Genomic DNA, 22,323 nt, shown 5'->3' on the forward strand with positions numbered 1-22,323 from the left:
GGAACATGGGGTCAGAGCCCTTTTCCTACGGAAAAGGGATCCGACCCCGCGCGCGTCAGATCTCGACCTGGGCCCCGAGTTCGACCAGGCGGTTGCCCGGAATCCGGAAGAAGCCGGTGGCCGGGGCGGCGTTGCGATGCATCAGCGCGAACAGCTTGTCACGCCAGATCGGCATGCCGCGGTTGGCGGTGGCGACGATGGTCTCGCGGCTGGCGAAGAAGGTGGTGTCCATCGGATCAAAATAGATGCCACCGTGGTCGCACGAGCGCATCAGCGCCAGCGGCACGTCCGGGGTCTCCATGAAGCCGAAGCGCACGTAGACGCGGTAGAACTCGTCACCCACCGATTCGATCTTCAGCCGCTGCCCTTCCATCGCATACGGGATCGGCAGGGTTTCCACGTGCAGGAACACGTTGCGCTCGTGCAGCACCTTGTTGTGCTTGAGGTTGTGCATCAGCGCATGCGGCGCCACGGTCGGGTCGGCGGTGAGGAACACCGCGGTGCCCGGCACGCGCACCGGCGGGGCCAGCATCAGGCCCGGCAGGAAGGTATCCAGGCGGATGCCGTCCTTGCGGATCTCGTCGCGCAGCAGCTCGCGGCCACGGCGCCAGGTGCGCATCATGGTGAACAGGAAGATGCCCAGCACCACCGGGAACCAGGCGCCCTGCAGCAGCTTGGCGCCGTTGGCGATGACGAAGCCGAGGTCGATGATGAAGAACACCACGCACAGCGGCAGCAGCCAGCCACGCGACTTCGGCCACAACGTCCGCGCCACCACGGCCAGCAGCAGGGTGTCGATCAGCATCGTGGCCGACACCGAAATGCCGTACGCCACGGCCAGGTTGGACGAACTGCGGAACGCCAGCACCAGCCCGAACACCATCACCGCAATGCCCCAGTTGATGCCCGGGATGTAGATCTGGCCGATGGTGTCGTGCGAGGTGTGCTTGATGCGCATGCGCGGGATGTAGCCCAGCTGCATGGCCTGGCGCGAGACCGAGAATGCGCCGGTGATGACCGACTGCGAGGCGATCACCGCCGCCATGGTGGCCAGGATGATCATCGGGTACAGCGCCCACGACGGCACTGCCTCGAAGAACGGGTTCTTCAGGGCCTCGGGGTGGTTGAGCACCAGTGCGCCCTGCCCCAGGTAGTTCAGCACCAGGCACGGCAGCACGAAGAAGTACCAGGCGTGGCGGATCGGGCGCAGCCCGAAGTGGCCCATGTCCGCATACAGCGCTTCGCCGCCGGTCACCGCCAGCACCACTGCACCGAGAATGAAGATGCCGTGCCAGCCGTGCTCCATGAAGAAGCGGATGCCCCACCAGGGGTTGAAGGCCTTCAGCACCTCGGGCGCATCGACGATGTTGTAGATGCCGATTGCCGCCAGCGACACGAACCAGATTGCCATGATCGGGCCGAACGCCTTGCCGATCTTCTCGGTACCGAAGCGTTGCGCGGCGAACACCGCCAGCAGCACCACCAGGGTGACCGGCACGATGAAGACATGAAGTCCGGGCGCGGCCACCTCCAGGCCTTCGACCGCACTGAGCACGGACATGGCCGGGGTGATCACGCCGTCGCCGAAGAACAGCGAGGCGCCGAAGATGCCGAGGATGCCCACCACATAAGCCGAGCGCGAGCCGTTGCGCAGCGTGCGTTGGGTCAGCGCCATCAGCGCCATGATGCCGCCTTCGCCATCGTTGTCGGCGCGCATGATGATGGTGACGTACTTCAGGGTCACCACCAGGTTCAGCGCCCAGAACGCCAGCGACAGCACGCCCAGCACGGTGTCGTGGTCGCTGTTGAGCCCGTAGTGTGGCGAGAACGCCTCCTTCAGGGTGTACAGCGGGCTGGTACCGATATCGCCGAACACCACGCCGATCGCACCGATGACCAGCGCCAGTCCTCCAGCGGAGGGAGCGTGGCCATGGCCGCCGGGGGCGGCTGCGTGCGGGGTTTGACTGCTGGACATGGGACTCCTGGCGAAGCTCAGGCGGTAGGTTGGGGGAAAGGGACGCGGTTCAGCGCAGCGCGGACTGCAGCGCCTTGCGGATCACGGTGGCCACTTCGTCGCCTTCATTGAAGGCATCGCGGGCCATGCGGGCCGCTTCGGCCGGCTTGTAGCCCAGCTGCTGCAGGGCCACGGTGGCATCGGACAGCGGATCGGCCGGGGCCGGACCACTGCCGGTGGGCAGCGCGCCGCCGGCACCGAACTGGGCCGCGCGGTCACGCAGTTCCAGCACCATGCGTTCGGCGGTCTTCTTGCCGATACCCGGGATGCGGGTCAGCGCGGTGATGTCGCCGGCCTGGACCATGCGCGCGAATTCTTCGACGCTGACACCGGACAGCACGGCCAGCGCGATCTTCGCGCCGATGCCGCTGACCTTCTGCACGTCGCGGAACAGGCGCCGCTCGCCCTCGCGCAGGAAGCCGTACAGCGAGACGCTGTCTTCCTTCTGCGAGTAATGGGTGTACAGGGTGACCTCGCGGCCGAGCTCGGGCAGGTCGTAGAAGGTGCTCATCGGCGCCTCCAGTTCGTAGCCCACTCCGTTCACGTCCACCACCAGCCACGGCGGCGCCTTGTAGGCGACGATGCCGCGCAGTCGACCGATCATTGCGTGCAGCTCCTCATTTGCGGCCCCACGCCTGGCGGGCACTGAGCCCCAGGCGGTTGGCCGTCGCCCTTACGTGGGCATGGGTGATCGCCACCGCCAACGCGTCGGCCGCGTCGGCCTGCAGCTTGGTTTTCAGGTTGAGCATGAGCCCGACCATGTGTTGAACCTGTTGCTTTTCGGCGCCACCGCGCCCGACCACCGCGAGCTTGATCTCGCTGGCGGCGTATTCGTGCACCGGCAGGTCGCGCAGCACCACGGCCGAGATCGCCGCGCCGCGGGCCTGGCCCAGCTTCAGCGCCGAATCGGGATTGCGCGCCATGAACACCTTTTCGATGGCCACTTCATTGGGCTGGTACTCGCGGCACAGATCGGCCAGGCCCAGCACCAGCAGTTTCATGCGCTGCGGGAAGTCGTCGGCGCCCAGCAGCACCAGCGGCTGGTGGTGCACGTAACTGACGCGGCCGGCGGCGTCGACATCGATGATGCCGACCCCGGTCCGCTGCGAACCGGGGTCGATGCCGAGGATGCGGGTCATGCCGCGCTCCTGGCGGGGCGGAACGGGGGGCGCTGGCAGGCGTATGGGCTCATGACTGTCCGCGGTGACCGTTCAACGGCCCGCGCCCAGGCCGTCGAGGACGGCTCAGGCGTAGGCGTCGGCGCCGAGTTCGGCGTTGGAATACACGTCCTGCACGTCGTCCAGGTCTTCGAGCATGTCCAGCAGCTTCTTGACCTGCAGGGCGACCTCGCCTTCGACCTTGATGTCGTTGTCGGCGCGGAAGGTGATCTCGGCGTGGTCGGCGACATGCCCGGCGGCGACCATTGCGTCCTTGACTGCGTTGAACGCGTCAGGGCTGGTGACCACGTCGATCGAGCCGTCATCGGGGTAGACCACGATGTCGTCGGCGCCGGCCTCGATGGCTGCTTCGGTGATGGCTTCCTCGTCGGCACCCGGGGCGAAGCTGAGCACGCCCAGGCGCTTGAACATGAAGGCCACCGATCCTTCGGTGCCCATGTTGCCGCCGCACTTGCTGAACGCATGGCGGACGTCGGCCACGGTGCGCACGCGGTTGTCGGTCAGGCAGTCGACGATCACGGCCACGCCACCCGGGGCATAGCCCTCGTAGCGGATTTCCTCGTAATCGACGCCTTCCAGTTCACCGGTGGCCTTCTTGATGGCGCGCTCGATCACGTCCTTGGACATGTTCACGGCCAGGCCCTTGTCCACCGCCACGCGCAGGCGCGGGTTGTTGTTGGGGTCGCCTCCACCGCCGCGCGCGGCAACGCCGATCTCGCGGATGATCTTGGTGAAAATCTTGCCGCGCTTCGCGTCGGACGCGTTCTTGCGGGCTTCGATGGAGGGGCCTCTACCCATGGGTGCTACCGTCTGGCTGCTTCAGGATCAAGGCGCGGATTCTACCTGATCGGGCGCTGCAACCGTGTCTAGGCCCGTATTGTTGTAGCGCCGGGCCAATGCTCGGCTCAATGGGCCCGACGGAATGCAGCCGAGCATGGGCTCGGCGCTACAAGGCGGCCCCGCCTCCCCTGCCCCTATGCCGCCGCCGCGTCGCGGCTGTGGTCGAAGTGGCCGTGGCGCAGGAAATGCGCGGTCTGCCGCGCGGCGTCGGGCGACACCACCAGGCCGCTGTGGCTGGTACGCACCACGCAATGGTCGGCCAGGCCCGGCAGGCGGGTCTCGGCCAGTGCCACGGTGCCGTCGGACGCATCGTCGATCGCGCCCAGCAGGCTGCCCAGCCCGTGCGGCACCGAACCGGCGATCAGGCCAACCTCGGCCTTGCCCTGCCAGTCCGGCAGGCCGTCCAGCAGCAGCTCGCTGCTGCGCCCCAGCGCCAGGCCCCAGCCATGATCGGACAACGAGCGCGCGGTACCACTGCCGCGCAGCGGCGAGCCCAGGCAGACCACGCGCTGCACTGGCAGCTGCGGATCGCGGCGCAGCGCCTCCAGTGCCAGCAGTCCGCCCAGGCTGTGACCGACCAGCGACAACGGCCCGGCGTCGGCCAGACGTTCCAGCAACTGCGGCACTGCCACATCGGGGCCACCGAACACCGAGGGATAGCCGAACGCGTGTACCTGGAAACCACGCGCGCGCAGGCGCCAGGCCAGTGGCCCGACCCAGGCACGGGCATTCCAGATGCCATGCAGCAGCAATACGGGGGGAGTCATGCAAACAGCCTGGCGGTCAGCGGGGCAGGAACGTGAGGTGATTGAACACGCGCGCGCGGCAAGCGGCGGTGAACGTCAGGCCGCGCGCGGCGCGCGGCGCAGGATGAATTCGAGGTCCTGGGTGTCGCCGACAGGGAACAGGTACTCGCCGGCCTTCTCGAAGCCGTAGCGGGCGTAGAAGCGCTGCGCGCCGAAGTTCTCCGACCACACGCCCAGCCACAACGTGCGCGGGCCTTCGTGTTCCAGCCAGGCCAGCGCGGTTTCCAGCAGGCGGCTGCCCCAGCCGCAGCTCTGCTGCGTCTTGACCAGGTACAGGCGCTTGAGTTCGCCGTCACCGGGTTTCACATCCGGATGCGGCAGGCCACAGGGGCCGGCGGCGGCATGGCCGACCGCCTCCCCATCCAGTTCCAGCAGCCACACCGCGTAATCGGGGTGGGACAGGATCACGCGCTGGCGCTCGACCGTGTAGGCCTCCTCGAGGAAGGCCTGCAGGTCCTGCGGCGGGTACAGATGGCCGAAGGTTTCAGTGAACGTGCGTGCGGCCAGCGCCGACAGGGTCGGCGCGTCGTCCACAGTGGCGCGGCGGATCGAATACATGCAGGAAGTTGACGTCAGGGCGAAGCGCGGGTCAAGCCTTTCCAGGCGATTCCGCTTCTTCTTCCTCGTCCTCTTCCTCGTATTCCTCTTCGTCCTCGTCCTCGTCCTCTTCTTCCTCGCCTTCCTCGTCCTCGTCGTACTCTTCTTCCTCTTCGTCGTCCTCGTAGTCCTCGACGCCGAAGTCTTCACCGTCCCAACGACCTTCGCCGTCGGCGACGAAGGTCAGGGCCATCGCGGCCGGATTGGTACCGACGCGGACCAGCCAACCCCCGAACACGCGTGCACGCTCGGTGACCAGGGTGGCCTCGGAGCCTTCATTGCCCAGCTTTTCCCACTCCAGCGAAAACGCAAACTCGGTCATTGCCTGGATCTCCTGATCAGTTGGTCTTGGGGCGAACCTGGATGTGCACTTCGGCCAGCTGCGCGTCGACGATCGGCGACGGCGCGTCGGTCATCAGATCCTGTGCACCGGTGGTCTTCGGGAACGGGATGACGTCGCGGATCGACTCGGTTCCGGCCATCAGCGCGGCGATGCGGTCGATGCCGAAGGCGATGCCACCGTGCGGCGGCGCGCCGTAGTTCAGCGCGTCGAGCAGGAAGCCGAACTTGGCGCGGGCCTCTTCGGCGCCGATGCCCAGCAGCTCGAACACCGCGCTCTGCATGTCCGGACGGTGGATACGGATCGAACCGCCGCCGATTTCATTGCCGTTGAGCACCATGTCGTAACCGCGCGAGACGGCGGTACGGGCATTGGCGCGCAGGTCGGCGATGTCGTCCACGGCCGGTGCGGTGAAGGGGTGATGCAGGGCGACGTAGCGCTGTTCTTCCTCGTCCCACTCGAACATCGGGAAGTCGGTGACCCACAGCGGTGCCCAGCCGTCGGCGACCAGGCCAAAGTCCTTGCCGGCCTTCAGGCGCAGCGCGCCCATGAAGTCGGAGACCTTGTTGTAGCCACCGGCACCGAAGAACACGATATCGCCGTTGCCGGCACCGACATGGGCCACCAGCGCCGCGAAGCGCTCTTCGCTGAAGAACTTCTGGATCGGCGAGCTGACTTCGCCGTTGTCGGCGATCTTGATGTAGGCCAGGCCCTTGGCGCCGTACTTGGCGGCATGCGCGGCGTACTCGTCGATCTGCTTGCGGCTCAGCGACGCGCCGCCCGGGATGCGCAGCGCGGCGACGCGGCCTTCGGCATCGTTGGCCGGGCCGGTGAACACGGGGAACTCGCTGTCCTTGACCAGTTCAGCCACGTCGACCAGTTCCAGCGCGATGCGCAGATCCGGCTTGTCCGAACCATAGCGACGCATCGCCTCGGCCCAGGTCATGCGCGGGAAGCTGGCATCCAGCTCGACATCGACCACTTCCTTGAAGATTGCGCGGATCATGTCCTCGACGAAGTCCTGCACATCGCGTTCGCGGACGAAGGCGAACTCCATGTCCAGCTGGGTGAATTCCAGCTGGCGGTCGGCACGCAGGGCCTCGTCGCGGAAGCAGCGCGCGATCTGGTAGTAGCGGTCGAACCCGGCCACCATCAGGATCTGCTTGAACAGCTGCGGGCTCTGCGGCAGGGCGTAGAACTCGCCCGGATGCATGCGCGCCGGCACCAGGAAGTCGCGCGCGCCTTCCGGAGTGGCCTTGGTCAGGATCGGGGTCTCGATGTCCTGGAAGCCCTTTTCGTCCAGGTGGCGGCGCAGCGCCTGCACCAGCTTGATGCGGGTGCGCTGCATGCGCTGCATTTCGGGGCGGCGCAGGTCCAGGTAGCGGTACTTCAGGCGGGTTTCCTCGCCCGGGTTCTCGTGGGCGTGGAACGGCAGCGGGGCGGCCTTGTTCAGCACGGTGATGGCGGTGGCGATCACTTCCACCTTGCCGGTGCGCATCTTGTCGTTCACCGCGTGCCGGGCGCGCACGACGCCCTCCACCTGCAGCACGTCCTCATAGCCCAGCGACGCGGCCACGGCGAACACGTCGGCGTTGTCGACCTCCACGGTCACCTGCACGATGCCTTCATGATCGCGGAGATCGATGAAGCAGACGCCGCCCTGGTTACGGGCCACGTCGGTCCAGCCGGCGAGGGTGACAGTCTGGCCAATCAGGGTCTCGTCGACCAGGCCGCAGAAGTGGGTACGCATGGGGGGAAGCTCCGCTGGAGAACGCCGGCACCGGATGGGGGCCGGAAAGCCTCGTATTCTGCGGCCGAGGCCCCGGCCGGGGCAAATCCGGGCAGTCACGCCGGCTTGATCGCCCCGGTCCCTATAGTCGGGCACCTGCCACCGTATGGGATGCCGCCATGAAATCGTTGTCCCTGGCCAGCCTGGCCGTGACCCTGAGCACTCTGGCCGTGCTCGCCCTGCCCTCTGCTCCGGCCGCTGCGCAGGACGGGGTGATCCGCTGCGAAAGCCAGAACAACCGTGAACGTGTCTGCAGCACCGGCTGGCGCAATGCGCAGCTGGTCCGCCAGCTGTCCGGCAGCGCCTGCGACGAGGGCCGCACCTGGGGCAGCCGCAATGGCAGCATCTGGGTCAGCAATGGCTGCCGCGCCGAGTTCGTTGAAGCCCGTGGCGGCTGGGGCGGTGGCAATGGCGGTGGCTGGGGCGGCAACAACGGCCGTCCCGGCGAAACCATCCGCTGCGAGAGCCAGAGCAACCGTGAGCGCAGCTGCCCGGTCGGCTGGCGCAACGCCCGCCTGGTCCGCCAGCTGTCCGGCAGCCCCTGCGACGAAGGACGCACCTGGGGCGTGCGCAACGGCGCGGTCTGGGTCAGCAACGGCTGCCGCGCCGAGTTCGCCGAGGCCCGCGGCTGGGGCGGCGGCGGTGGCTGGGGCGGCGGCAACAGCAATTATTCGATCACCTGCAGCAGCAACAACAACCGCACGCAGAACTGCGACTGGGATGAGCGCCAGGGCCGGCCGGTGCTGCAGCAGCAGCTGTCCGGCAGTGCCTGCCAGGAAGGCCGCAGCTGGGGCTATGCACGCGGCCAGGTGTGGGTGAGCAACGGCTGCCGTGCACGCTTCAGCGCGCGCTGAGCCCCGGGGTCGGATCCCTGGCCGACGGCCAGGGCTCTGACCCGTGGGTTCATGCAGTGACCGGGTCGGACCTTCCGCAGGAGGGATCCGACCCGAAGATCAGGGTGCCGGCGCCTTCTCGTCGCCCCACGGTGCGGGCGGCAGTTCGACCGGCTTGCTCAGGTCGAACTTCACGCGGAAACGGCGGCCTTCCGGGCGCGTCAGTTCGTAGACGAAAGTCTGGTCGGGGTCGATCTCCATCGCCCAGGTGTTGTGCGTGGAGGCCAGCATGTCGGCACGACGGAACATCGCCACCGAATCGGAGTCGGCTGGGAACCGCTGGCGCTCGGCGGTGCCCGGTGGCGTGCTGTCGCCGCCATAGAGGGTGATCGCGTCGGGGCTACCGTCTTCGTGGCGATGATCGTGTTTCAGGCGCAGGCCGTTTTCGGTGCGGGTCAGCACCCAGGTGCGCGAATGGTCATCCCCCACATGGAAGGGAATCCGAAGTTCATGGGCGGGGTCGGCACAGCCGCGCACATGCATGACCAGGCGCTGGCCGGCGAACGGGTCCTTGCCGGTCGGTGCCGGCGTGTCCTCCACCACCCGGCCCTCATAGGCCTGGCCGCAATGCGCGGCGATGGCAGCCATGAAGGCATCGGCCGGTGCGGTCGCCAGATCATGCGCGACCGTATCGGAACGCTGCGAGCAGGCAGCGAGGCTGAGCAGGAGGGCGGAAGCGGTGACAACGGCAGGCAGTTTCATGCCCCAACCCTAACGGCCATGGCCGACGGGCGCAAACCGCGCGCGGCAACCGGTCAGCGTTCGGCGATGTGAGGTTCCGGCCGCGTCTCGGTGGCCGCTACCGGCGCGGACTCGCCCTCGCCCGCCGGCTCCTGCTCCACCGGATCGACGTCGAAGGGTGTGCGGAACACCAGCGACGGCAACAGTGTGGTCAGTGCGGCGTACAGCAGCAGCGCGCCGAACAGCACCGCCGGAATCTGGAAACGCTCGCGCATGATCGCCGCCAGCACCAGGGTGAAGATCAGGGTCGGGGCCAGCGCCAGCGAGACGCGCAGGCTGCTGCGGAAGCTCTCGCCGAACATCACCCGGCGCTGCAGCCAGACCACGCCGATGCGCAGCGGCAGCACCACCAGGGTGATCACGATGCCCAGCCCCAGCGCCTCGAAACTGAGGGCTTCGCTGGGCACCTTGGTGCCGGCATTGAAGAAATAGAATGGCACGAAGAACGAGGCGAACAGGCGCAGCGCGTGCAGGTTCTCGTGCGAGGCCAGCAGCGGCATGCGCTGGTGCAGCAGGCGCGCGACCAGGCCGGCGATGAACGCGCCCACGAGGTAATACACGCCCAGCAGATAGGTGATGTACGCCGCCACCATGCCGACCATCACCAGCAGCGAGAACTCCGAGCCCGGCGCGTGCGGCGCCACCCAGCGGCCCAGCGCGATGAACAGCAGCGGCAGGCCGATCATCATCGCCAGCAGGGCCAGGCTGGACAGCGCCATGTGGCCCGGGTCGCCGGCCTGCAGCACGATGAACAACGCCGCCAGCGCCAGCAGTTCGCCGGCGATGGCCTTGCTGGTGACCCAGAACCGCTCGTCCTCGCTCAGGCCCAGCCGCGACAGCGAATCCATGATGAAGCCGGTGGAGGGCGTCAGCAGCGCCAGCGCCAGCAGCCCAGCGGCCTGCCATGGCAGCCCCGCATAGCGCCAGGCCAGCCAGCCCACGCCGAACAGCGTGCCGGTACGGATCACCAGGTGCGCCAGCAGCGGCCACATGCCACGCCGCAGCGCCTGCAGATCCACTTCCAGGCCCGCGAACAGGAACAGCGAGGAAATGCCCAGCGTGGCCAGCAGGCCGATCACCGCGTCGTGTGCCTGGTCGCCCAGCCAGAGCATGCCGATGATGCCGAACAGCAGGCAGGTCAACGGCGCCGGCAGGCTGAAGCGCTGCAGTGCGCGCGGGATCACCAGCAGCGCGAAGATCAGCAGCAGGTAGATCAACTCATGGCTCATCGGGGTCTTCCGTGGGGTTCGAACGCGCGCAGGATGCGCGTGCCCGACCGATCCGGCAAGCCATTTCCCAATGACCCCGGTTACCTCATCCGATCATCGCATCGGCCAGCGCCCCCACCCGTGCAAGCACTGCTGCGCGCTGGTCGTCATCGACCGATGCGCCCTGCAGATAGGCGGTGACCACCCACGCGGTGCCGCCCGCATGCGGCCACAGCACGGCGATGTCGTTGCGCGTGTCATCACCGTTGCTGCCGGTCTTGTCCCCCACCCGCCAGCGCTTGCCCAGCCCGGCGCGCAGGCAGGCATCGCCGGTCTGGTTGTCGATGAGCCAATCGGCGAACTGCTGGCGCGATGCAGGCTGCAGGCCATTGCCCACCGCGAAGCGGGCCAGGCTGGTGGCCATCGCGGCCGGGCTGGTAGTGTCGCGCGGGTCTCCCTTCGCGAACAGATTCACGTCCGGCTCGTTGCGGTCATTGCGGGTAATGCTGTCGCCCTGCCCGCGCAGGAATGCCGTCAGCGCCGACGGCCCGCCCACCACCTCCAGCAGCAGGTTGGCCGCCGTGTTGTCGCTGGTGGTCAGCGTGCCCCGGCACAGGTCGCGCACGGTCAGATCCTTGCCCACGTGGCGGCGCACCACCGGAGCGTAGGACAGCAGATCCTTCCCGGCGATGGGCACACGGGTGTCGAGCGAAACGCGGCCTGCATCGGCAAGGCTCAGCACATGGGCGACCAGCATCGACTTGAACGTGCTGCACATCGGGAAGCGCTCATCCTGCCGATGCCCGCCGATGCGACGGCCGTTGCCGGTGTTCAGCACGGTGACACCCAGGCGGCCACCGCTGGCTTTCTCCAGCGCGGCGAAATCGGCGGCGCCGGCAATGGCGGCGTTCGCGGCGGGTATGCCAGACGAGGCGGAAACCGGTTGCGCCAGCGCCGGGGCAAGCAGCGAGGACGCAACGGCAGCACCACTGAACTGCAGGAATCGGCGACGGGCGAGCATAGGGGTTCTCCTGGTGACCGCTCGATTATTGGCGCCTCCCCTGCAGCCGACCAGCGCGAAAAATCAAGGCAAGCCATAAGTTGAACTCATGCCTGACGCGATCAAATGTTTGAGATTTACGAAATTCCTCATTGAACGGGTAGGATCAGCCATCACCCTGGCTCACGGCTCTCCGATGCTGCACCCCACCCTGCCACTGAACGCGCTGCGTGCGTTCGAGGCGGCCGCCCGCCACCAGAACTTCACCCGAGCCGCGCTGGAGCTGTGCGTCAGCCAGGCCGCACTGAGCCACCAGATCCGGGGCCTGGAAGACCGGCTCGGCATCCGCCTGTTCCATCGCCTGCCGCGCGGCGTGGCGCTGACCGACGAGGGCGCGGCGCTGTATCCGGTGCTCAACGAATCGTTTGAACGCATCTCCGCCAGCATTGCGCGCTACACCGGCGGGCCGGCCCGGGAAGTACTGACGCTGGGCGTGGTCGGTACCTTCGCCACCGGCTGGCTGCTGCCACGGCTGGCGGCGTTCGAAGCCGCGCACCCGGACATCGAGCTGCGCCTGCAGACCCACAACAACCGCATCGACCTGGCCGGCGAAGGGCTGGACCTGGCGATCCGCTTCGGCGATGGCGACTGGCAGGGCCAGGCCTGCACGGCAATCCTCGATGCGCCCTTCGCACCGCTGTGCGCCCCCGCATTGGCGCGGCGGCTGAAGCAACCGCGCGACCTCGCCACACTGCCGTTGTTGCGTTCCTACCGCAGCGACGAATGGCCGCGCTGGTTGCAGGCGGCCGGGGTGAGCGGCGTGGAAGCCCGCGGGCCGGTGTTCGATTCCTCACTGACGGTGGCGATGGCCGCCGCCGGGGGCGCCGGCGTGGCCTTGCTGCCCTTGCGCATGTTCGAGCAGGAACTGGCCGAAGGCCGCCTGCTGCAGCCCTTCGGCACCACCTTGGAGCTGGGCCGCTACTGGCTGACGCGGCTGCGCTCGCGCGCCGAGCGCGAACCAGCCAAGCGCTTCCGCGAATGGCTGCAGGCGCAGGGCACGTAACAAAAAAGGGGACGGAGGGGATTAAGTCGTTTGTGGCACAAACGACTTAATCCCCTCCGTCCCCTTTTTTACGTGATCAGGACTCCAGCAGCTCCATCCACGCCGCTTCGGCCTTCTCCAGCTGCGCGGCGGTGGTTTCGCGGTCGCGGCCGATCACCGCCATGCGGGTGGCATCGGCATAGTTGGCCGGGTCGGCCAGCTGGCGGTCGAGCTCGGCCAGCGCGCCCTCCAGTTCGGCCACCTTGGCCTCGGCGGCGGCCAGCTTGTGTGGGTTCACCGGCTTCTTCTGCACCACCTGCGCCACCGGCGCGGTCTTGACCACCACCGGTTCTTCCACCTGCTCCATGCGTGCCTTGGTGCCCTGCGCCTGCGGGCGGGTGCGCAGCCACGCGGCGTAGGCATCCAGGTCGCCATCGAACGGCTCGACCACGCCATCGGCCACGCGCCAGTAGGTATCGCAGACCAGGCCGATCAGGTGGCGGTCATGCGAGACCATCACGATCGCGCCTTCGAAGGTGGCCAGCGCTTCGGCCAGCGCTTCACGCATTTCCAGGTCAAGGTGGTTGGTCGGTTCGTCCAGCAGCAGCACGTTCGGCTGCTGCCAGGCGATCAGCGCCAGCGCCAGGCGGGCGCGCTCGCCACCGGAGAACCCATCGACCGGCTCGAATGCACGGTCGCCCGGGAAGTTCCACTTGCCGAGGAAATCGCGGAACGACTGGTTCGGTGCGTCCGGGGCGATCTCGCGGAAGTGCTCCATCGGCGACTGGCCTTCGTGCAGCGACTCCACCGTGTGCTGGGCGAAGTAGCCAATCTTCAGGTCCGGATGCGCCATGCGCTCGCCAACGATCGGCGCCAGCTCGCCCACCAGGGTCTTCACCAAGGTGGTCTTGCCCGCACCGTTCGGGCCTAGCAGGCCGATGCGCTGTCCCGCTTCCAGGCCGAAGCCGACGTTGTGCAGGATCACCGCGTCCTTGCCGTAGCCGGCCTCGACGTGGTTCAGGCGGATCAGCGAGAACGGCAGCTTCGCCGGCGGCGCGAACTCGATGCGGAACTCACGCTCGGCGCGCACCGCTTCGGTGCCGGCCAGCTTGGCCAGGCGCTTCATGCGGCTCTGCGCCTGCGCGGCCTTGCTGGCCTGCGCCTTGAAGCGGTCGATGAAGCTCTGCAGGTGGGCGCGCTCGGCCTGTTCCTTTTCATGCGCGATCTGCTGCTGGCGCAGCTGTTCGGCGCGCTGGCGCTCGAAATCGGTGTAGCCGCCCGGGTAGAGCTTGGCGCCGCCGCCATGCAGGTGCAGGGTGTGGGTGGCCACGTTGTCGAGGAACTCGCGGTCATGCGAGATCAGCAGCAGGGTGCCGGGGTACTTCAGCAGCCACTGTTCCAGCCAGTACACCGCGTCCAGATCCAGGTGGTTGGTCGGTTCGTCGAGCAGCAGCAGGTCGCTGGGCATCATCAGCGCGCGGGCCAGATTCAGGCGCACGCGCCAGCCGCCGGAGAACGAGGACACCGCACGGTGGTGCGTCTCGGCAGGGAAGCCGAGGCCGTGCAGCAGCTTGCCGGCACGCGCTTCGGCGTCGTAGGCCCCCATCTCGGCCATCTTGGTGTGCGCGTTGGCCACCGCCTCCCAGTCTTCGCGCGCGGTCGCCTCGGCCTCTTCGGCCAGCACCGCGGCCACCTCGGTATCGCCGCCCAGCACGAAGCTCAGCGCCGGATCCGGCAGCGACGGGGTTTCCTGGGCCACGCTGGCGATGCGCACCTTGCCGGGCAGGTCGACGTCACCCTTGTCGGCCTCCAGCTCGCCCTTCACCGCCGCGAACAGGCTGGACTTGCCAGCACCGTTGCGGCCGACCACACCTACCCGGTAACCGGCGTGCAGGGTCAGGTCGACATTGGACAACAGCAGCCGCTCGCCGCGGCGCAAGGCGAAATTACGAAGGGAGATCATCGGGGGAGGGGTCCATATAACCGGATGGAATGTGCTGGTGAGCACTGTTCCTGCGACGCAATTCTAGCGTTAACGAATACTTGACGCGTCCCGGGATGCGCAGTGGCCGACGTTCCTCTCTCCCACGTCCCCGCCGCGCGCGTCCCGGGGTCCCTTCCTGCCAGCGCTGATCCGGGCTAAATGGTTGCTGCTGCAACGTTTTTTCTGACGCCTGGCATTTGACAGGCACTGAATATCCCGTTAATTGCTGTATTGCGCACCGCAACAACCGCCGTCCGCCTCACGCTCGTGATGTCGATTCCGGTGCCGCCCCCGCCAACCGGAGCCCATCCCGATGACCCGCAAGACCCGCCTGATCGCCGCCGCCGTCGCTGTCGCACTCGGTGGCTCTCCGTTCGTCGCCGCTGCACAGCAGGCCGGCACCGCCGCCAACACCCTGGACACGGTGATCGTCACCGGCACCCGCGTGGCCGACCGCACGGTCGCCGAATCGCAGTCGCCGATCGACATCATCACCCCCGAAGTGCTGCAGTCCACCGGTACCAGTGAACTGGCCACCGCACTGTCGCGCGCCCTGCCCTCGCTGAACTTCCCGCGCCCGGCGCTGACCGACGGCACCAGCGGCGTGCGCCCGGCGCAGCTGCGCGGCCTGTCGCCGGACCAGGTGCTGGTGCTGGTCAACGGCAAGCGCCGCCACACCTCGGCGCTGATCAACGTCAACGGCAGCATCGGCCGTGGCTCGTCGGCGGTGGACATCAACGCGATCCCGATCGCCGCGATCGAGCGCGTGGAAGTGCTGCGCGACGGTGCCTCGGCGCAGTACGGCTCGGACGCCATCGCCGGCGTCATCAACATCGTGCTCAAGGGCAGCGGCAGTGGCGGCAGCCTGGCAGTGGACTACGGCCAGTACTCGGCCGGCGACGGCAACAAGTACCAGCTGTCCGGCGACACCGGCGTCGAGTTCGGCAACGGCCGCGGCCGCGTGCACGTGGCCGGCCAGATCAGCCAGCAGGACGAGAGCAACCGCGCCGGCCCGTACCGCGGCACCACGCCGAACACCGGCAACTTCCCCAGCATCGGCCAGAAGACCTTCATCGTCGGCGACCCGCGCGTGGATGCCACCGCGGCCTCGGCCAACGCCAGCTTCGACTTCAGCGACCACGTGACCGGCTACGCCAGCGCGCTGCTCAGCAACCGCGACATCACCTCGTTCGCGTTCTACCGTTCGCGCAACCACAGCGGGCAGAGCGCGCTGCTGGCGCAGACCTACCCGGACGGCTACGTGCCGGAGATCAACCAGTATTCCAAGGACCGCTCGCTGGTGGCCGGGGTCAAGGGCAACACCGACAACGGCTGGACCTGGGACCTGAGCCTGAATCACGGCGAGAACACCCTGGACTTCCACACCCGCAACAGCATCAACTACAGCCTGGGTGCGACCAGCCCGCGCTCGTTCTACGACGGCACGCTGAAGTACCAGCAGGACATCTTCAATGCCGATCTGACCAAGTCGCTGGACTGGGGCCTGGCCTACCCGGTCACGCTGTCCTTCGGCGGTGAGTACCGCAAGGAGAAGTGGGACCAGAACCCGGGCGAACTGAACTCGTACACGGGCAGTGGCGCGCAGGGCTTCGGCGGCTTCACCCCGACCAATGAAGTGCATGCCGACCGCCACAACTACGCGGTCTATGCCGGCCTGGAAGCGGACCTGACCGACAAGTTCTCGGCCGGCATCACCGGCCGCTACGAAGACTATTCGGACTTCGGCGACCGCTTCTCGGGCAAGCTGTCGGCGCGCTACGCGTTCACCGACAAGGTGGCGCTGCGGGCCACCGCCTCCAGTGGTTTCCGCGCGCCCTCGCTGGCGCAGCAGGGCTACCAGGCGGTGACCAGCCAGTTCCTCAATGGCGTATTCGTCGAGCGCGGCACCTTCCCGACCACCAGCCAGGCCGCGCAGGCGCTGGGCGCCTCGCCGCTGAAGGCCGAGACCTCCACCTCCTACAGCCTGGGCCTGGTGCTGCAACCGGTCGACCGCCTGTACATCACCGTCGATGCCTACCAGATCGACATCGATGACCGCATCGCGCTGTCGTCGAGCATCACCACCAATGCCGCGACCAGCGCGCTGCTGGGCACCCTGGGCCTGCCGCAGGTGACCGCGTTCTCCTACTTCACCAACGGCCTGGATACGCGCACCCGCGGTGTCGACTTCGTCTCCAGCTACACGGTACCGTTCAGCGCCAGCAGCCTGGAGCTGACCGCGGCATACAGCTACAACGACACCGAAGTGCGCCGCGTTGGCGGCACCCCGCCGGTGTTCGGCACGCTGGGCCTGACCCAGTCGCTGATCGGCCGTGATGAGATCGGTCGCATCGAGGACAGCTACCCGCGCGACAAGGCGATCCTGAGCGGCACCTGGCGTTCGGACCACTGGGAGCTGGGCCTGGCCGCCACCCGCTACGGCAAATTCACCGTGCGCAACTCGGCCACCGCGCTGCGTGACCAGACCTACGGCGACGCCTGGGTGGTGGATGCCTCGGCCAGCTACAAGCCCAGCAGCAACTGGACCCTGACCGTGGGTGCCGACAACCTGCTGGACAAGTACCCGGACCGCACCGAAGACCTGCAGAACTCCACCTTCGGCATGCTGCCGTACAGCAACTACTCGCCGTTCGGCTTCAACGGCGCGTATGTGTACGGGCGGATCAAGTACACCTGGTAAGGGGTAATGGGTGCGCCGGGCCCTGCCCGGCGCTGCTCCACACACCCGCCCGCGGCCTCGGGGCAGGCGCGGCCCTGACCGTATACCGTTGCCAGCTCCTGCACCCGGTTTCCAGGCTGTGCTCTGTTGCACGCGCCTCATAGGTCGTCCCGTGCATAATCAGCGGACCAACGAAGGAGCCGCTCCGTGACGAGAGCCTGCATCACTCGCCGCCATGTGTACGCTGCGCTCGCGTGGGTTGCGCTGGCGGCCCCCCTGTCAGGGTGTTCAGGAGATCACGTGAAACCCAGCTATTCCAAATCGAGCCTTGAGCCGGTCGTCGTCACCCAGCTCTCCGCGTCGAAGCTCCAGGTCCAGTTCAATGAACCGATGGAAAGCATGTATTACGCGGCAGGGATGAGCTATGTCGTGGAAGGGGACACCATGAAAGTCGTTGTTGATCGCTGCCCCATATCCGGCCAATGCACAACCATGCTGCGGCGCGACGTGAAGCCCGGACCTGCTGGCCCGGCCCGTCAGGAAATTCCCTTGATGGCGCCGCGCGTGGTGATGCTGTACGCCGATGGCGAAACACAGATTTTTCCGTAAGGGCATCCCATGAGCGACAAGGTCGTCCTCGGCATCCATAGTCACGTAGACCCCAATACACAGGGGTCGTTCAATCAGTTCGTGGACGGCCACGCCTGGATCTCGGTGACGCGAAACGGCCATACGACGTTCCATGGCCTGTGGCCAGACAACCATCCACTCGTTGAGGACAATGGCCCAGGTTCGGACATCCGCGAAGGCATGGAAGCCCGGGCCACACCTTCGGCCTCACGCTATTACGAATTGACTCCCGAGCAGGTCAAGCGACTTGACCAGGCCTTGGGCGAAAATGTCACCTGGTCATATGGCAATACCTGCGCATCGTGGGCGACCAGTACCGTGAACAAGGTTACCGGGCAGTCCCTGGATGCGGGCGAACTGCTGTTCACCGATACACCGCGGGAGCTGATCGAGTCCATTCGCAAGGCAGAGCGCGTGCGGCCCACCAGTCCTTCGCAGCCGCAACCGGCAACCGAACGGCCGGAAATCAGCATCCCATCGCTGAGCGATGCCTCGGCATCGCTTCACCAGCAGGCACTCGCCGGCGTCCACGCGCTGGACGCATCGCTGGGTCGCGCATCTGATGAATCCAGCCAACGCATGGCGGCCAGCCTCACCCAACTTGCCCGGGCACAAGGTCTGGAACGGATCGACCATGTGGTATTGGGCTTGCCGGCTGGTCAGCCCCCAAGGCCGGAGAACATCTTCGTCATTCAAGGAGCCTTGGATGACCCGGGCCATCTGCGTGCCCACATCAACATTGAAACGGCCCTTCAGCCACCCGTTGCGGAGTCGCTGCGGCAGATTCATCAGTTGGACAAGCAGCTGGCCGCCTCGCCGCAGCAGGCCGAGCCTGCCCTGGAAGAGACCCAGCGCCGGCAGATGGTGTGATCATCGACGGCTACGCCTGGAGCCCCCCATAGGTAGGCACCATTCGGCCCGTCAGGGCCTGCCATCTCTCAACAAGGCTTGATATCTCGCCCGTACAAGCCGCCCACGCAACGATCCGATACGCTGGCCAGGTTTGCCGTATGTGACCGCATCGGTGAAAATCGGGACATCCCCCCGATTTCCTGCGAGTGCCGATGCACCATGACACCGACCTGATCAACATCGTTGCCGTTGGCCTGGGGCTCGCCTTCATCTTCGGCGCGCTGGCCAACAAGCTCCGCTTGTCTCCCCTGGTCGGTTACCTGGTTGCTGGCATCTGCGTAGGCCCGTTCACTCCCGGCTTCGTCGCCGACCAAGCGCTGGCCAACCAGCTGGCCGAACTGGGCGTGATGCTGCTGATGTTCGGTGTCGGCCTGCACTTCTCGCTGAAGGACCTGATGGCGGTCAAGGCGATCGCCATCCCCGGCGCCATCGGCCAGATCGCGGTGGCCACCCTGCTCGGCTGGGGCGTGGCCTCGCTGATGGGCTGGCCGGCCATCCATGGCGTCATCTTCGGTTTCTCGCTGGCCACCGCCAGTACCGTGGTGCTGCTGCGGGCGATGGAGGAACGGCGCCTGCTGGAAACGATGCGCGGCAAGATCGCGGTCGGCTGGCTGATCGTGGAAGACCTGGCCTGTGTGCTGGCGCTGGTGATGATGCCGGTGATGGCCGGTGTGTTCGGTCCTGACGCGGCCAAGGAATCGCACTCGCTCGGCAGCGTGCTGGCCGACATCGGCTGGACCTTCGTGCAGCTGGGCCTGTTCGTGGCGGTGATGCTGGTGGTCGGTCGGCGGGTCATCCCGTGGATCCTCGAGCGCATCGCCGGTACCGGTTCGCGTGAGCTGTTCACCCTGTCGGTGCTGGCGATCGCGCTGGGCGTGGCGTTCGGCTCGGCGATGCTGTTCGGCGTCTCGTTCGCGCTGGGCGCGTTCTTCGCCGGCATGCTGCTCAACGAATCGGAGCTGAGCCACAAGGCCGCGCATGATTCGTTGCCGCTGCGCGATGCGTTCGCGGTGCTGTTCTTTGTGTCGGTCGGCATGCTGTTCGACCCCAACATCCTCGTCCAGCATCCGTGGCAGGTGCTGGCCACCGTCGCCATCATCATGTTCGGCAAGTCGGCGGCGGCGTTCTTCATCGTGCGTGCGTTCGGCCACCCGACCAGCACCGCGCTGACCATCTCGGCCAGCCTGGCGCAGATCGGCGAGTTCGCCTTCATCATCGCCGGCCTCGGCGTGGCGCTGCAGATCCTGCCGAAGGAAGGCCAGTCGCTGGTGCTGGCCGGCGCGCTGGTGTCGATCATGCTCAACCCGCTGGTGTTCGGCCTGCTGGACCGTTGGCAGGCCAAGCAGGAGCAGTCTCCGCAGGTACCCGAGCCGCCCGAAGCGATCGGCCCGTCGCGCGACCTGCATGACCACGCCATCGTGATCGGTTACGGCCGCGTCGGCAGCGAACTGGCGCAGGTGCTGCGCGACCGTGGCGTGCCGGTGCTGGTGATCGATGACAACAAGGAACACGTCGAGCAGGCACATGCCAAGGGCCTGGCGGCGATCCGCGGCAGTGCCGCCGCCGACCGGGTGCTGGCCGAGGCCCATCCGGAGCGCGCCAAGATCGCGGTGCTGGCGATTCCGCAGCCGCTGGAAGCCGGTGAGGCGCTGGCCAAGCTGCGGGCGATCAATCCGGACCTGACCCTGCTGGCGCGCGCGCACAGCGATGCCGAGGTGAAGCATCTGCTGGAGCACGGCGCCGATGGCACGGTGATGGCCGAGCGCGAGCTGGCGTATTCGCTGGCGGAGATGATCATGTCCACGCCGCCGTACCGGAATCTGGGGCAGCACAGCATTCCGGTGGTGTGAGGGGTGTGCGTGCGGCAGGGCTTGCAGCCCTGCACCTGCCGAAACAACGGCAACGGCAAAAGCGGGCATAGCGTGGGATGGCGGGGTGGGTCCGATTGCGGGAGACGCCGTAAACCCTTCCATGGGGGCTTGGCCGCGGCATCCATGCCGCGGACACTCCCGCAACCGGACCCACCCCGCCTTCGACAGTTCCCTGCTGCTGTTGGTGGATGTCGACCTTGGTCGACACGGCGGCGCGCGGGGTCAGATCCGTTTTCCACAGGAAAACGGATCTGACCCCGGAAACAAAAAATCCCCGGTCGACCCGCATCGACCGGGGATCTGGATCGCCACGTTGCCATGCCTTGGAGAGGCAGTTCCACCGTAAGCCATCGCGGTGCCGGCGGTGATCGCCTGTGGCGATGACGACCAAGCGCGCAGCTATCAGGCGCCGGCCAGGGCCTGTTCCAGGTCCGCGCGCAGGTCGCCGATGTGCTCGATGCCGATCGACAGCCGCACGGTGTCCTCGCTGACACCGGCCTTGGCCAGCTCCGCTGCATCCAGCTGGCGATGCGTGGTCGAAGCCGGATGGGTGGCCAGTGACTTCGCATCCCCCAGGTTGACCAGGCGGGTGAACAGCTTCAGCGCATCGAGGAAGCGGGCGCCGGCCTCGCGCCCACCGGGCAGACCGAAGGTCAGTACGCCCGAGCCGTGTCCACCCAGATAGCGCTGCGCGGCGGCATGCTCGGGGTCGTCGGCCAGTCCGGCGTAGCGCACCCAGGCGACCTTGGCATGCGTCTTCAGGAACTGCGCAACGGCCAGCGCATTGGCATTGATGCGTTCCATGCGCAGGGCCAGGGTCTCGATGCCCTGCAGGATCAGGAACGCGTTGAACGGCGACAACGCAGCGCCCGTATTGCGCAGCGGCACCACACGCGCGCGGCCGATGTAGGCCGCTGGCCCCAGGGCTTCGGTATAGACCACGCCGTGGTAACTGGGGTCGGGCTGGTTGAGCCGCGCGAAGCGTTGGGGCTGTGCGGTCCAGTCGAAGCGGCCGGAATCGATGATCGCGCCGCCCAGGCTGTTGCCGTGTCCCCCGAGGTATTTGGTCAGCGAATGCACCACGATGTCGGCGCCGTGCTCGAACGGGCGCAGCAGGAACGGCGTGGCCACGGTGTTGTCGACGATCAGCGGCACCCCGGCGGCATGCGCGACCTCGGCGATGGCGGCGATGTCGGTGACATTGCCGCGCGGGTTGCCGATGGATTCGACGAACACCGCCTTGGTGCGGTCGTCGATCAGCGCGGCGAACGCGGCCGGGTCGGCCGGATCGGCAAAGCGCGCCTGGATGCCGTACTGCGGCAGCGTGTGCGCCAGCAGGTTGAGGCTGCCACCGTAGAGCGCACTGGAGGCGACGATGTTGTCGCCGGCCTCGGCGATGGTCTGGATGGCATAGGTGATCGCGGCCTGCCCCGAGGCCAGCGCCAGCGCGCCGATGCCGCCTTCCAGCGCGGCCAGGCGCTGCTCCAGCACGTCGGTGGTGGGGTTCATGATGCGCGTGTAGATGTTGCCCGGAACCTTCAGGTCGAACAGGTCGGCGCCGTGCTGGGTGTCATCGAAGGCATACGCCACGGTCTGGTAGATCGGCACCGCCACCGCGCGGGTGGTCGGGTCGGGACGGTAACCGCCGTGCACGGCCAGGGTTTCCAGTTGCCACTGCGGGTCGCTCATTGCACCAGGCTCCATCCGGGAAACCGCCACCATAGGCCAGCCGGGGCCGCCTGCTGAAAGCCGCTGGCGATGACGTCCGTACCCGCGGTTATCAGGTTGGCCGCGATTC

General features: G+C 67.2%; 19 protein-coding genes. 6 read left to right on the forward strand and 13 right to left on the reverse strand.

The window, feature by feature from the left end; genetic code table 11:
• Positions 1 to 55: 55 nt before the first annotated feature.
• The 8 genes from AC5P5W_RS15555 to aspS all read right to left on the reverse strand — a co-directional run bounded on the left by AC5P5W_RS15555 (position 56) and on the right by aspS (position 7,525).
• On the reverse strand, positions 56 to 1,975 hold the full coding sequence (locus AC5P5W_RS15555; protein WP_014648162.1) for a potassium transporter Kup: 1,920 nt from the start codon (positions 1,973 to 1,975) through the stop codon (positions 56 to 58).
• A gap of 49 nt (positions 1,976 to 2,024) precedes the next feature.
• A complete protein-coding gene (ruvA, locus tag AC5P5W_RS15560) occupies positions 2,025 to 2,618 on the reverse strand; it encodes a Holliday junction branch migration protein RuvA (protein ID WP_014648163.1) in 594 nt (197 codons plus the stop codon).
• A gap of 13 nt (positions 2,619 to 2,631) precedes the next feature.
• Positions 2,632 to 3,153 carry a crossover junction endodeoxyribonuclease RuvC gene (ruvC, locus tag AC5P5W_RS15565; protein WP_014648164.1) on the reverse strand — a complete coding sequence of 174 codons (522 nt, stop codon included), beginning with the start codon at positions 3,151 to 3,153 and terminating at the stop codon, positions 2,632 to 2,634.
• 105 nt (positions 3,154 to 3,258) lie between these two features.
• Positions 3,259 to 3,990: a YebC/PmpR family DNA-binding transcriptional regulator gene (locus AC5P5W_RS15570; protein WP_014648165.1), complete on the reverse strand. Its 732-nt coding sequence runs from the start codon at positions 3,988 to 3,990 to the stop codon at positions 3,259 to 3,261.
• A gap of 176 nt (positions 3,991 to 4,166) precedes the next feature.
• The gene (locus tag AC5P5W_RS15575) at positions 4,167 to 4,799 is read right to left on the reverse strand and encodes an esterase/lipase family protein (protein WP_032958946.1); all 633 of its coding nucleotides are present in this window, start codon (positions 4,797 to 4,799) and stop codon (positions 4,167 to 4,169) included.
• Positions 4,800 to 4,874: 75 nt separating this feature from the next.
• On the reverse strand, positions 4,875 to 5,396 hold the full coding sequence (locus AC5P5W_RS15580) for a GNAT family N-acetyltransferase (RefSeq protein ID WP_014648167.1): 522 nt from the start codon (positions 5,394 to 5,396) through the stop codon (positions 4,875 to 4,877).
• Positions 5,397 to 5,427: 31 nt separating this feature from the next.
• On the reverse strand, positions 5,428 to 5,757 hold the full coding sequence (locus AC5P5W_RS15585; RefSeq protein ID WP_049440340.1) for a hypothetical protein: 330 nt from the start codon (positions 5,755 to 5,757) through the stop codon (positions 5,428 to 5,430).
• Positions 5,758 to 5,773: 16 nt separating this feature from the next.
• Positions 5,774 to 7,525: an aspartate--tRNA ligase gene (gene aspS, locus AC5P5W_RS15590; protein WP_046432163.1), complete on the reverse strand. Its 1,752-nt coding sequence runs from the start codon at positions 7,523 to 7,525 to the stop codon at positions 5,774 to 5,776.
• A 158-nt stretch (positions 7,526 to 7,683) separates the two neighbouring features.
• Here aspS and AC5P5W_RS15595 point away from each other — a divergent pair, with 158 nt between their 5' ends.
• Positions 7,684 to 8,418: a DUF3011 domain-containing protein gene (locus tag AC5P5W_RS15595; protein ID WP_032958942.1), complete on the forward strand. Its 735-nt coding sequence runs from the start codon at positions 7,684 to 7,686 to the stop codon at positions 8,416 to 8,418.
• Between the two features lie 99 nt (positions 8,419 to 8,517).
• Here the strand turns inward: AC5P5W_RS15595 and AC5P5W_RS15600 are convergent, their stop codons facing one another.
• From AC5P5W_RS15600 to blaL2, 3 genes are all read right to left on the reverse strand, one after another.
• Positions 8,518 to 9,159 carry a hypothetical protein gene (locus tag AC5P5W_RS15600; RefSeq protein ID WP_014648171.1) on the reverse strand — a complete coding sequence of 214 codons (642 nt, stop codon included), beginning with the start codon at positions 9,157 to 9,159 and terminating at the stop codon, positions 8,518 to 8,520.
• Positions 9,160 to 9,212: 53 nt separating this feature from the next.
• Positions 9,213 to 10,427: a cation:proton antiporter gene (locus AC5P5W_RS15605; protein ID WP_032958940.1), complete on the reverse strand. Its 1,215-nt coding sequence runs from the start codon at positions 10,425 to 10,427 to the stop codon at positions 9,213 to 9,215.
• Between the two features lie 85 nt (positions 10,428 to 10,512).
• Positions 10,513 to 11,427, reverse strand: coding sequence for a L2 family extended-spectrum class A beta-lactamase (gene blaL2 / locus AC5P5W_RS15610; protein WP_197575244.1), 915 nt, complete (start codon positions 11,425 to 11,427; stop codon positions 10,513 to 10,515).
• A 175-nt stretch (positions 11,428 to 11,602) separates the two neighbouring features.
• On the opposite strand from blaL2, the gene ampR reads away from it, so the two are divergent.
• A complete protein-coding gene (ampR, locus tag AC5P5W_RS15615) occupies positions 11,603 to 12,469 on the forward strand; it encodes a LysR family transcriptional regulator AmpR (protein ID WP_053461166.1) in 867 nt (288 codons plus the stop codon).
• A gap of 76 nt (positions 12,470 to 12,545) precedes the next feature.
• Here the strand turns inward: ampR and AC5P5W_RS15620 are convergent, their stop codons facing one another.
• The gene (locus AC5P5W_RS15620) at positions 12,546 to 14,411 is read right to left on the reverse strand and encodes an ABC-F family ATP-binding cassette domain-containing protein (RefSeq protein ID WP_014648175.1); all 1,866 of its coding nucleotides are present in this window, start codon (positions 14,409 to 14,411) and stop codon (positions 12,546 to 12,548) included.
• A gap of 334 nt (positions 14,412 to 14,745) precedes the next feature.
• Between AC5P5W_RS15620 and AC5P5W_RS15625 the strand changes: the two genes are divergently transcribed.
• From AC5P5W_RS15625 to ybaL, 4 genes are all read left to right on the forward strand, one after another.
• On the forward strand, positions 14,746 to 17,133 hold the full coding sequence (locus AC5P5W_RS15625; RefSeq protein ID WP_046432169.1) for a TonB-dependent receptor plug domain-containing protein: 2,388 nt from the start codon (positions 14,746 to 14,748) through the stop codon (positions 17,131 to 17,133).
• A 279-nt stretch (positions 17,134 to 17,412) separates the two neighbouring features.
• Positions 17,413 to 17,721, forward strand: a complete 309-nt coding sequence (locus AC5P5W_RS15630; protein ID WP_005418535.1) for a hypothetical protein — start codon at positions 17,413 to 17,415, stop codon at positions 17,719 to 17,721.
• Between the two features lie 9 nt (positions 17,722 to 17,730).
• On the forward strand, positions 17,731 to 18,612 hold the full coding sequence (locus tag AC5P5W_RS15635; RefSeq protein ID WP_197575497.1) for an XVIPCD domain-containing protein: 882 nt from the start codon (positions 17,731 to 17,733) through the stop codon (positions 18,610 to 18,612).
• 194 nt (positions 18,613 to 18,806) lie between these two features.
• Positions 18,807 to 20,504 carry a YbaL family putative K(+) efflux transporter gene (gene ybaL, locus AC5P5W_RS15640; RefSeq protein WP_041863753.1) on the forward strand — a complete coding sequence of 566 codons (1,698 nt, stop codon included), beginning with the start codon at positions 18,807 to 18,809 and terminating at the stop codon, positions 20,502 to 20,504.
• Between the two features lie 423 nt (positions 20,505 to 20,927).
• On the opposite strand, the gene AC5P5W_RS15645 is transcribed toward ybaL, so the two are convergent.
• Positions 20,928 to 22,214 (reverse strand): O-acetylhomoserine aminocarboxypropyltransferase/cysteine synthase family protein, encoded by a 1,287-nt coding sequence (locus tag AC5P5W_RS15645; RefSeq protein WP_197574450.1) that lies wholly within the window; start codon positions 22,212 to 22,214, stop codon positions 20,928 to 20,930.
• Positions 22,215 to 22,323 lie beyond the last annotated feature (109 nt).

This window comes from Stenotrophomonas sp. YJH_SMC_123 (assembly GCF_059368215.1).

Coding starts and splice junctions, on each gene's coding strand:
- AC5P5W_RS15555 (WP_014648162.1), bottom strand. CDS start 1,975: ATGTCCAGCAGTCAAACCCCGCACGCAGCCGCCCCCGGCGGCCATGGC.
- ruvA (WP_014648163.1), bottom strand. CDS start 2,618: ATGATCGGTCGACTGCGCGGCATCGTCGCCTACAAGGCGCCGCCGTGG.
- ruvC (WP_014648164.1), bottom strand. CDS start 3,153: ATGACCCGCATCCTCGGCATCGACCCCGGTTCGCAGCGGACCGGGGTC.
- AC5P5W_RS15570 (WP_014648165.1), bottom strand. CDS start 3,990: ATGGGTAGAGGCCCCTCCATCGAAGCCCGCAAGAACGCGTCCGACGCG.
- AC5P5W_RS15575 (WP_032958946.1), bottom strand. CDS start 4,799: ATGACTCCCCCCGTATTGCTGCTGCATGGCATCTGGAATGCCCGTGCC.
- AC5P5W_RS15580 (WP_014648167.1), bottom strand. CDS start 5,396: ATGTATTCGATCCGCCGCGCCACTGTGGACGACGCGCCGACCCTGTCG.
- AC5P5W_RS15585 (WP_049440340.1), bottom strand. CDS start 5,757: ATGACCGAGTTTGCGTTTTCGCTGGAGTGGGAAAAGCTGGGCAATGAA.
- aspS (WP_046432163.1), bottom strand. CDS start 7,525: ATGCGTACCCACTTCTGCGGCCTGGTCGACGAGACCCTGATTGGCCAG.
- AC5P5W_RS15595 (WP_032958942.1), top strand. CDS start 7,684: ATGAAATCGTTGTCCCTGGCCAGCCTGGCCGTGACCCTGAGCACTCTG.
- AC5P5W_RS15600 (WP_014648171.1), bottom strand. CDS start 9,159: ATGAAACTGCCTGCCGTTGTCACCGCTTCCGCCCTCCTGCTCAGCCTC.
- AC5P5W_RS15605 (WP_032958940.1), bottom strand. CDS start 10,427: ATGAGCCATGAGTTGATCTACCTGCTGCTGATCTTCGCGCTGCTGGTG.
- blaL2 (WP_197575244.1), bottom strand. CDS start 11,427: ATGCTCGCCCGTCGCCGATTCCTGCAGTTCAGTGGTGCTGCCGTTGCG.
- ampR (WP_053461166.1), top strand. CDS start 11,603: ATGCTGCACCCCACCCTGCCACTGAACGCGCTGCGTGCGTTCGAGGCG.
- AC5P5W_RS15620 (WP_014648175.1), bottom strand. CDS start 14,411: ATGATCTCCCTTCGTAATTTCGCCTTGCGCCGCGGCGAGCGGCTGCTG.
- AC5P5W_RS15625 (WP_046432169.1), top strand. CDS start 14,746: ATGACCCGCAAGACCCGCCTGATCGCCGCCGCCGTCGCTGTCGCACTC.
- AC5P5W_RS15635 (WP_197575497.1), top strand. CDS start 17,731: ATGAGCGACAAGGTCGTCCTCGGCATCCATAGTCACGTAGACCCCAAT.
- ybaL (WP_041863753.1), top strand. CDS start 18,807: ATGCACCATGACACCGACCTGATCAACATCGTTGCCGTTGGCCTGGGG.
- AC5P5W_RS15645 (WP_197574450.1), bottom strand. CDS start 22,214: ATGAGCGACCCGCAGTGGCAACTGGAAACCCTGGCCGTGCACGGCGGT.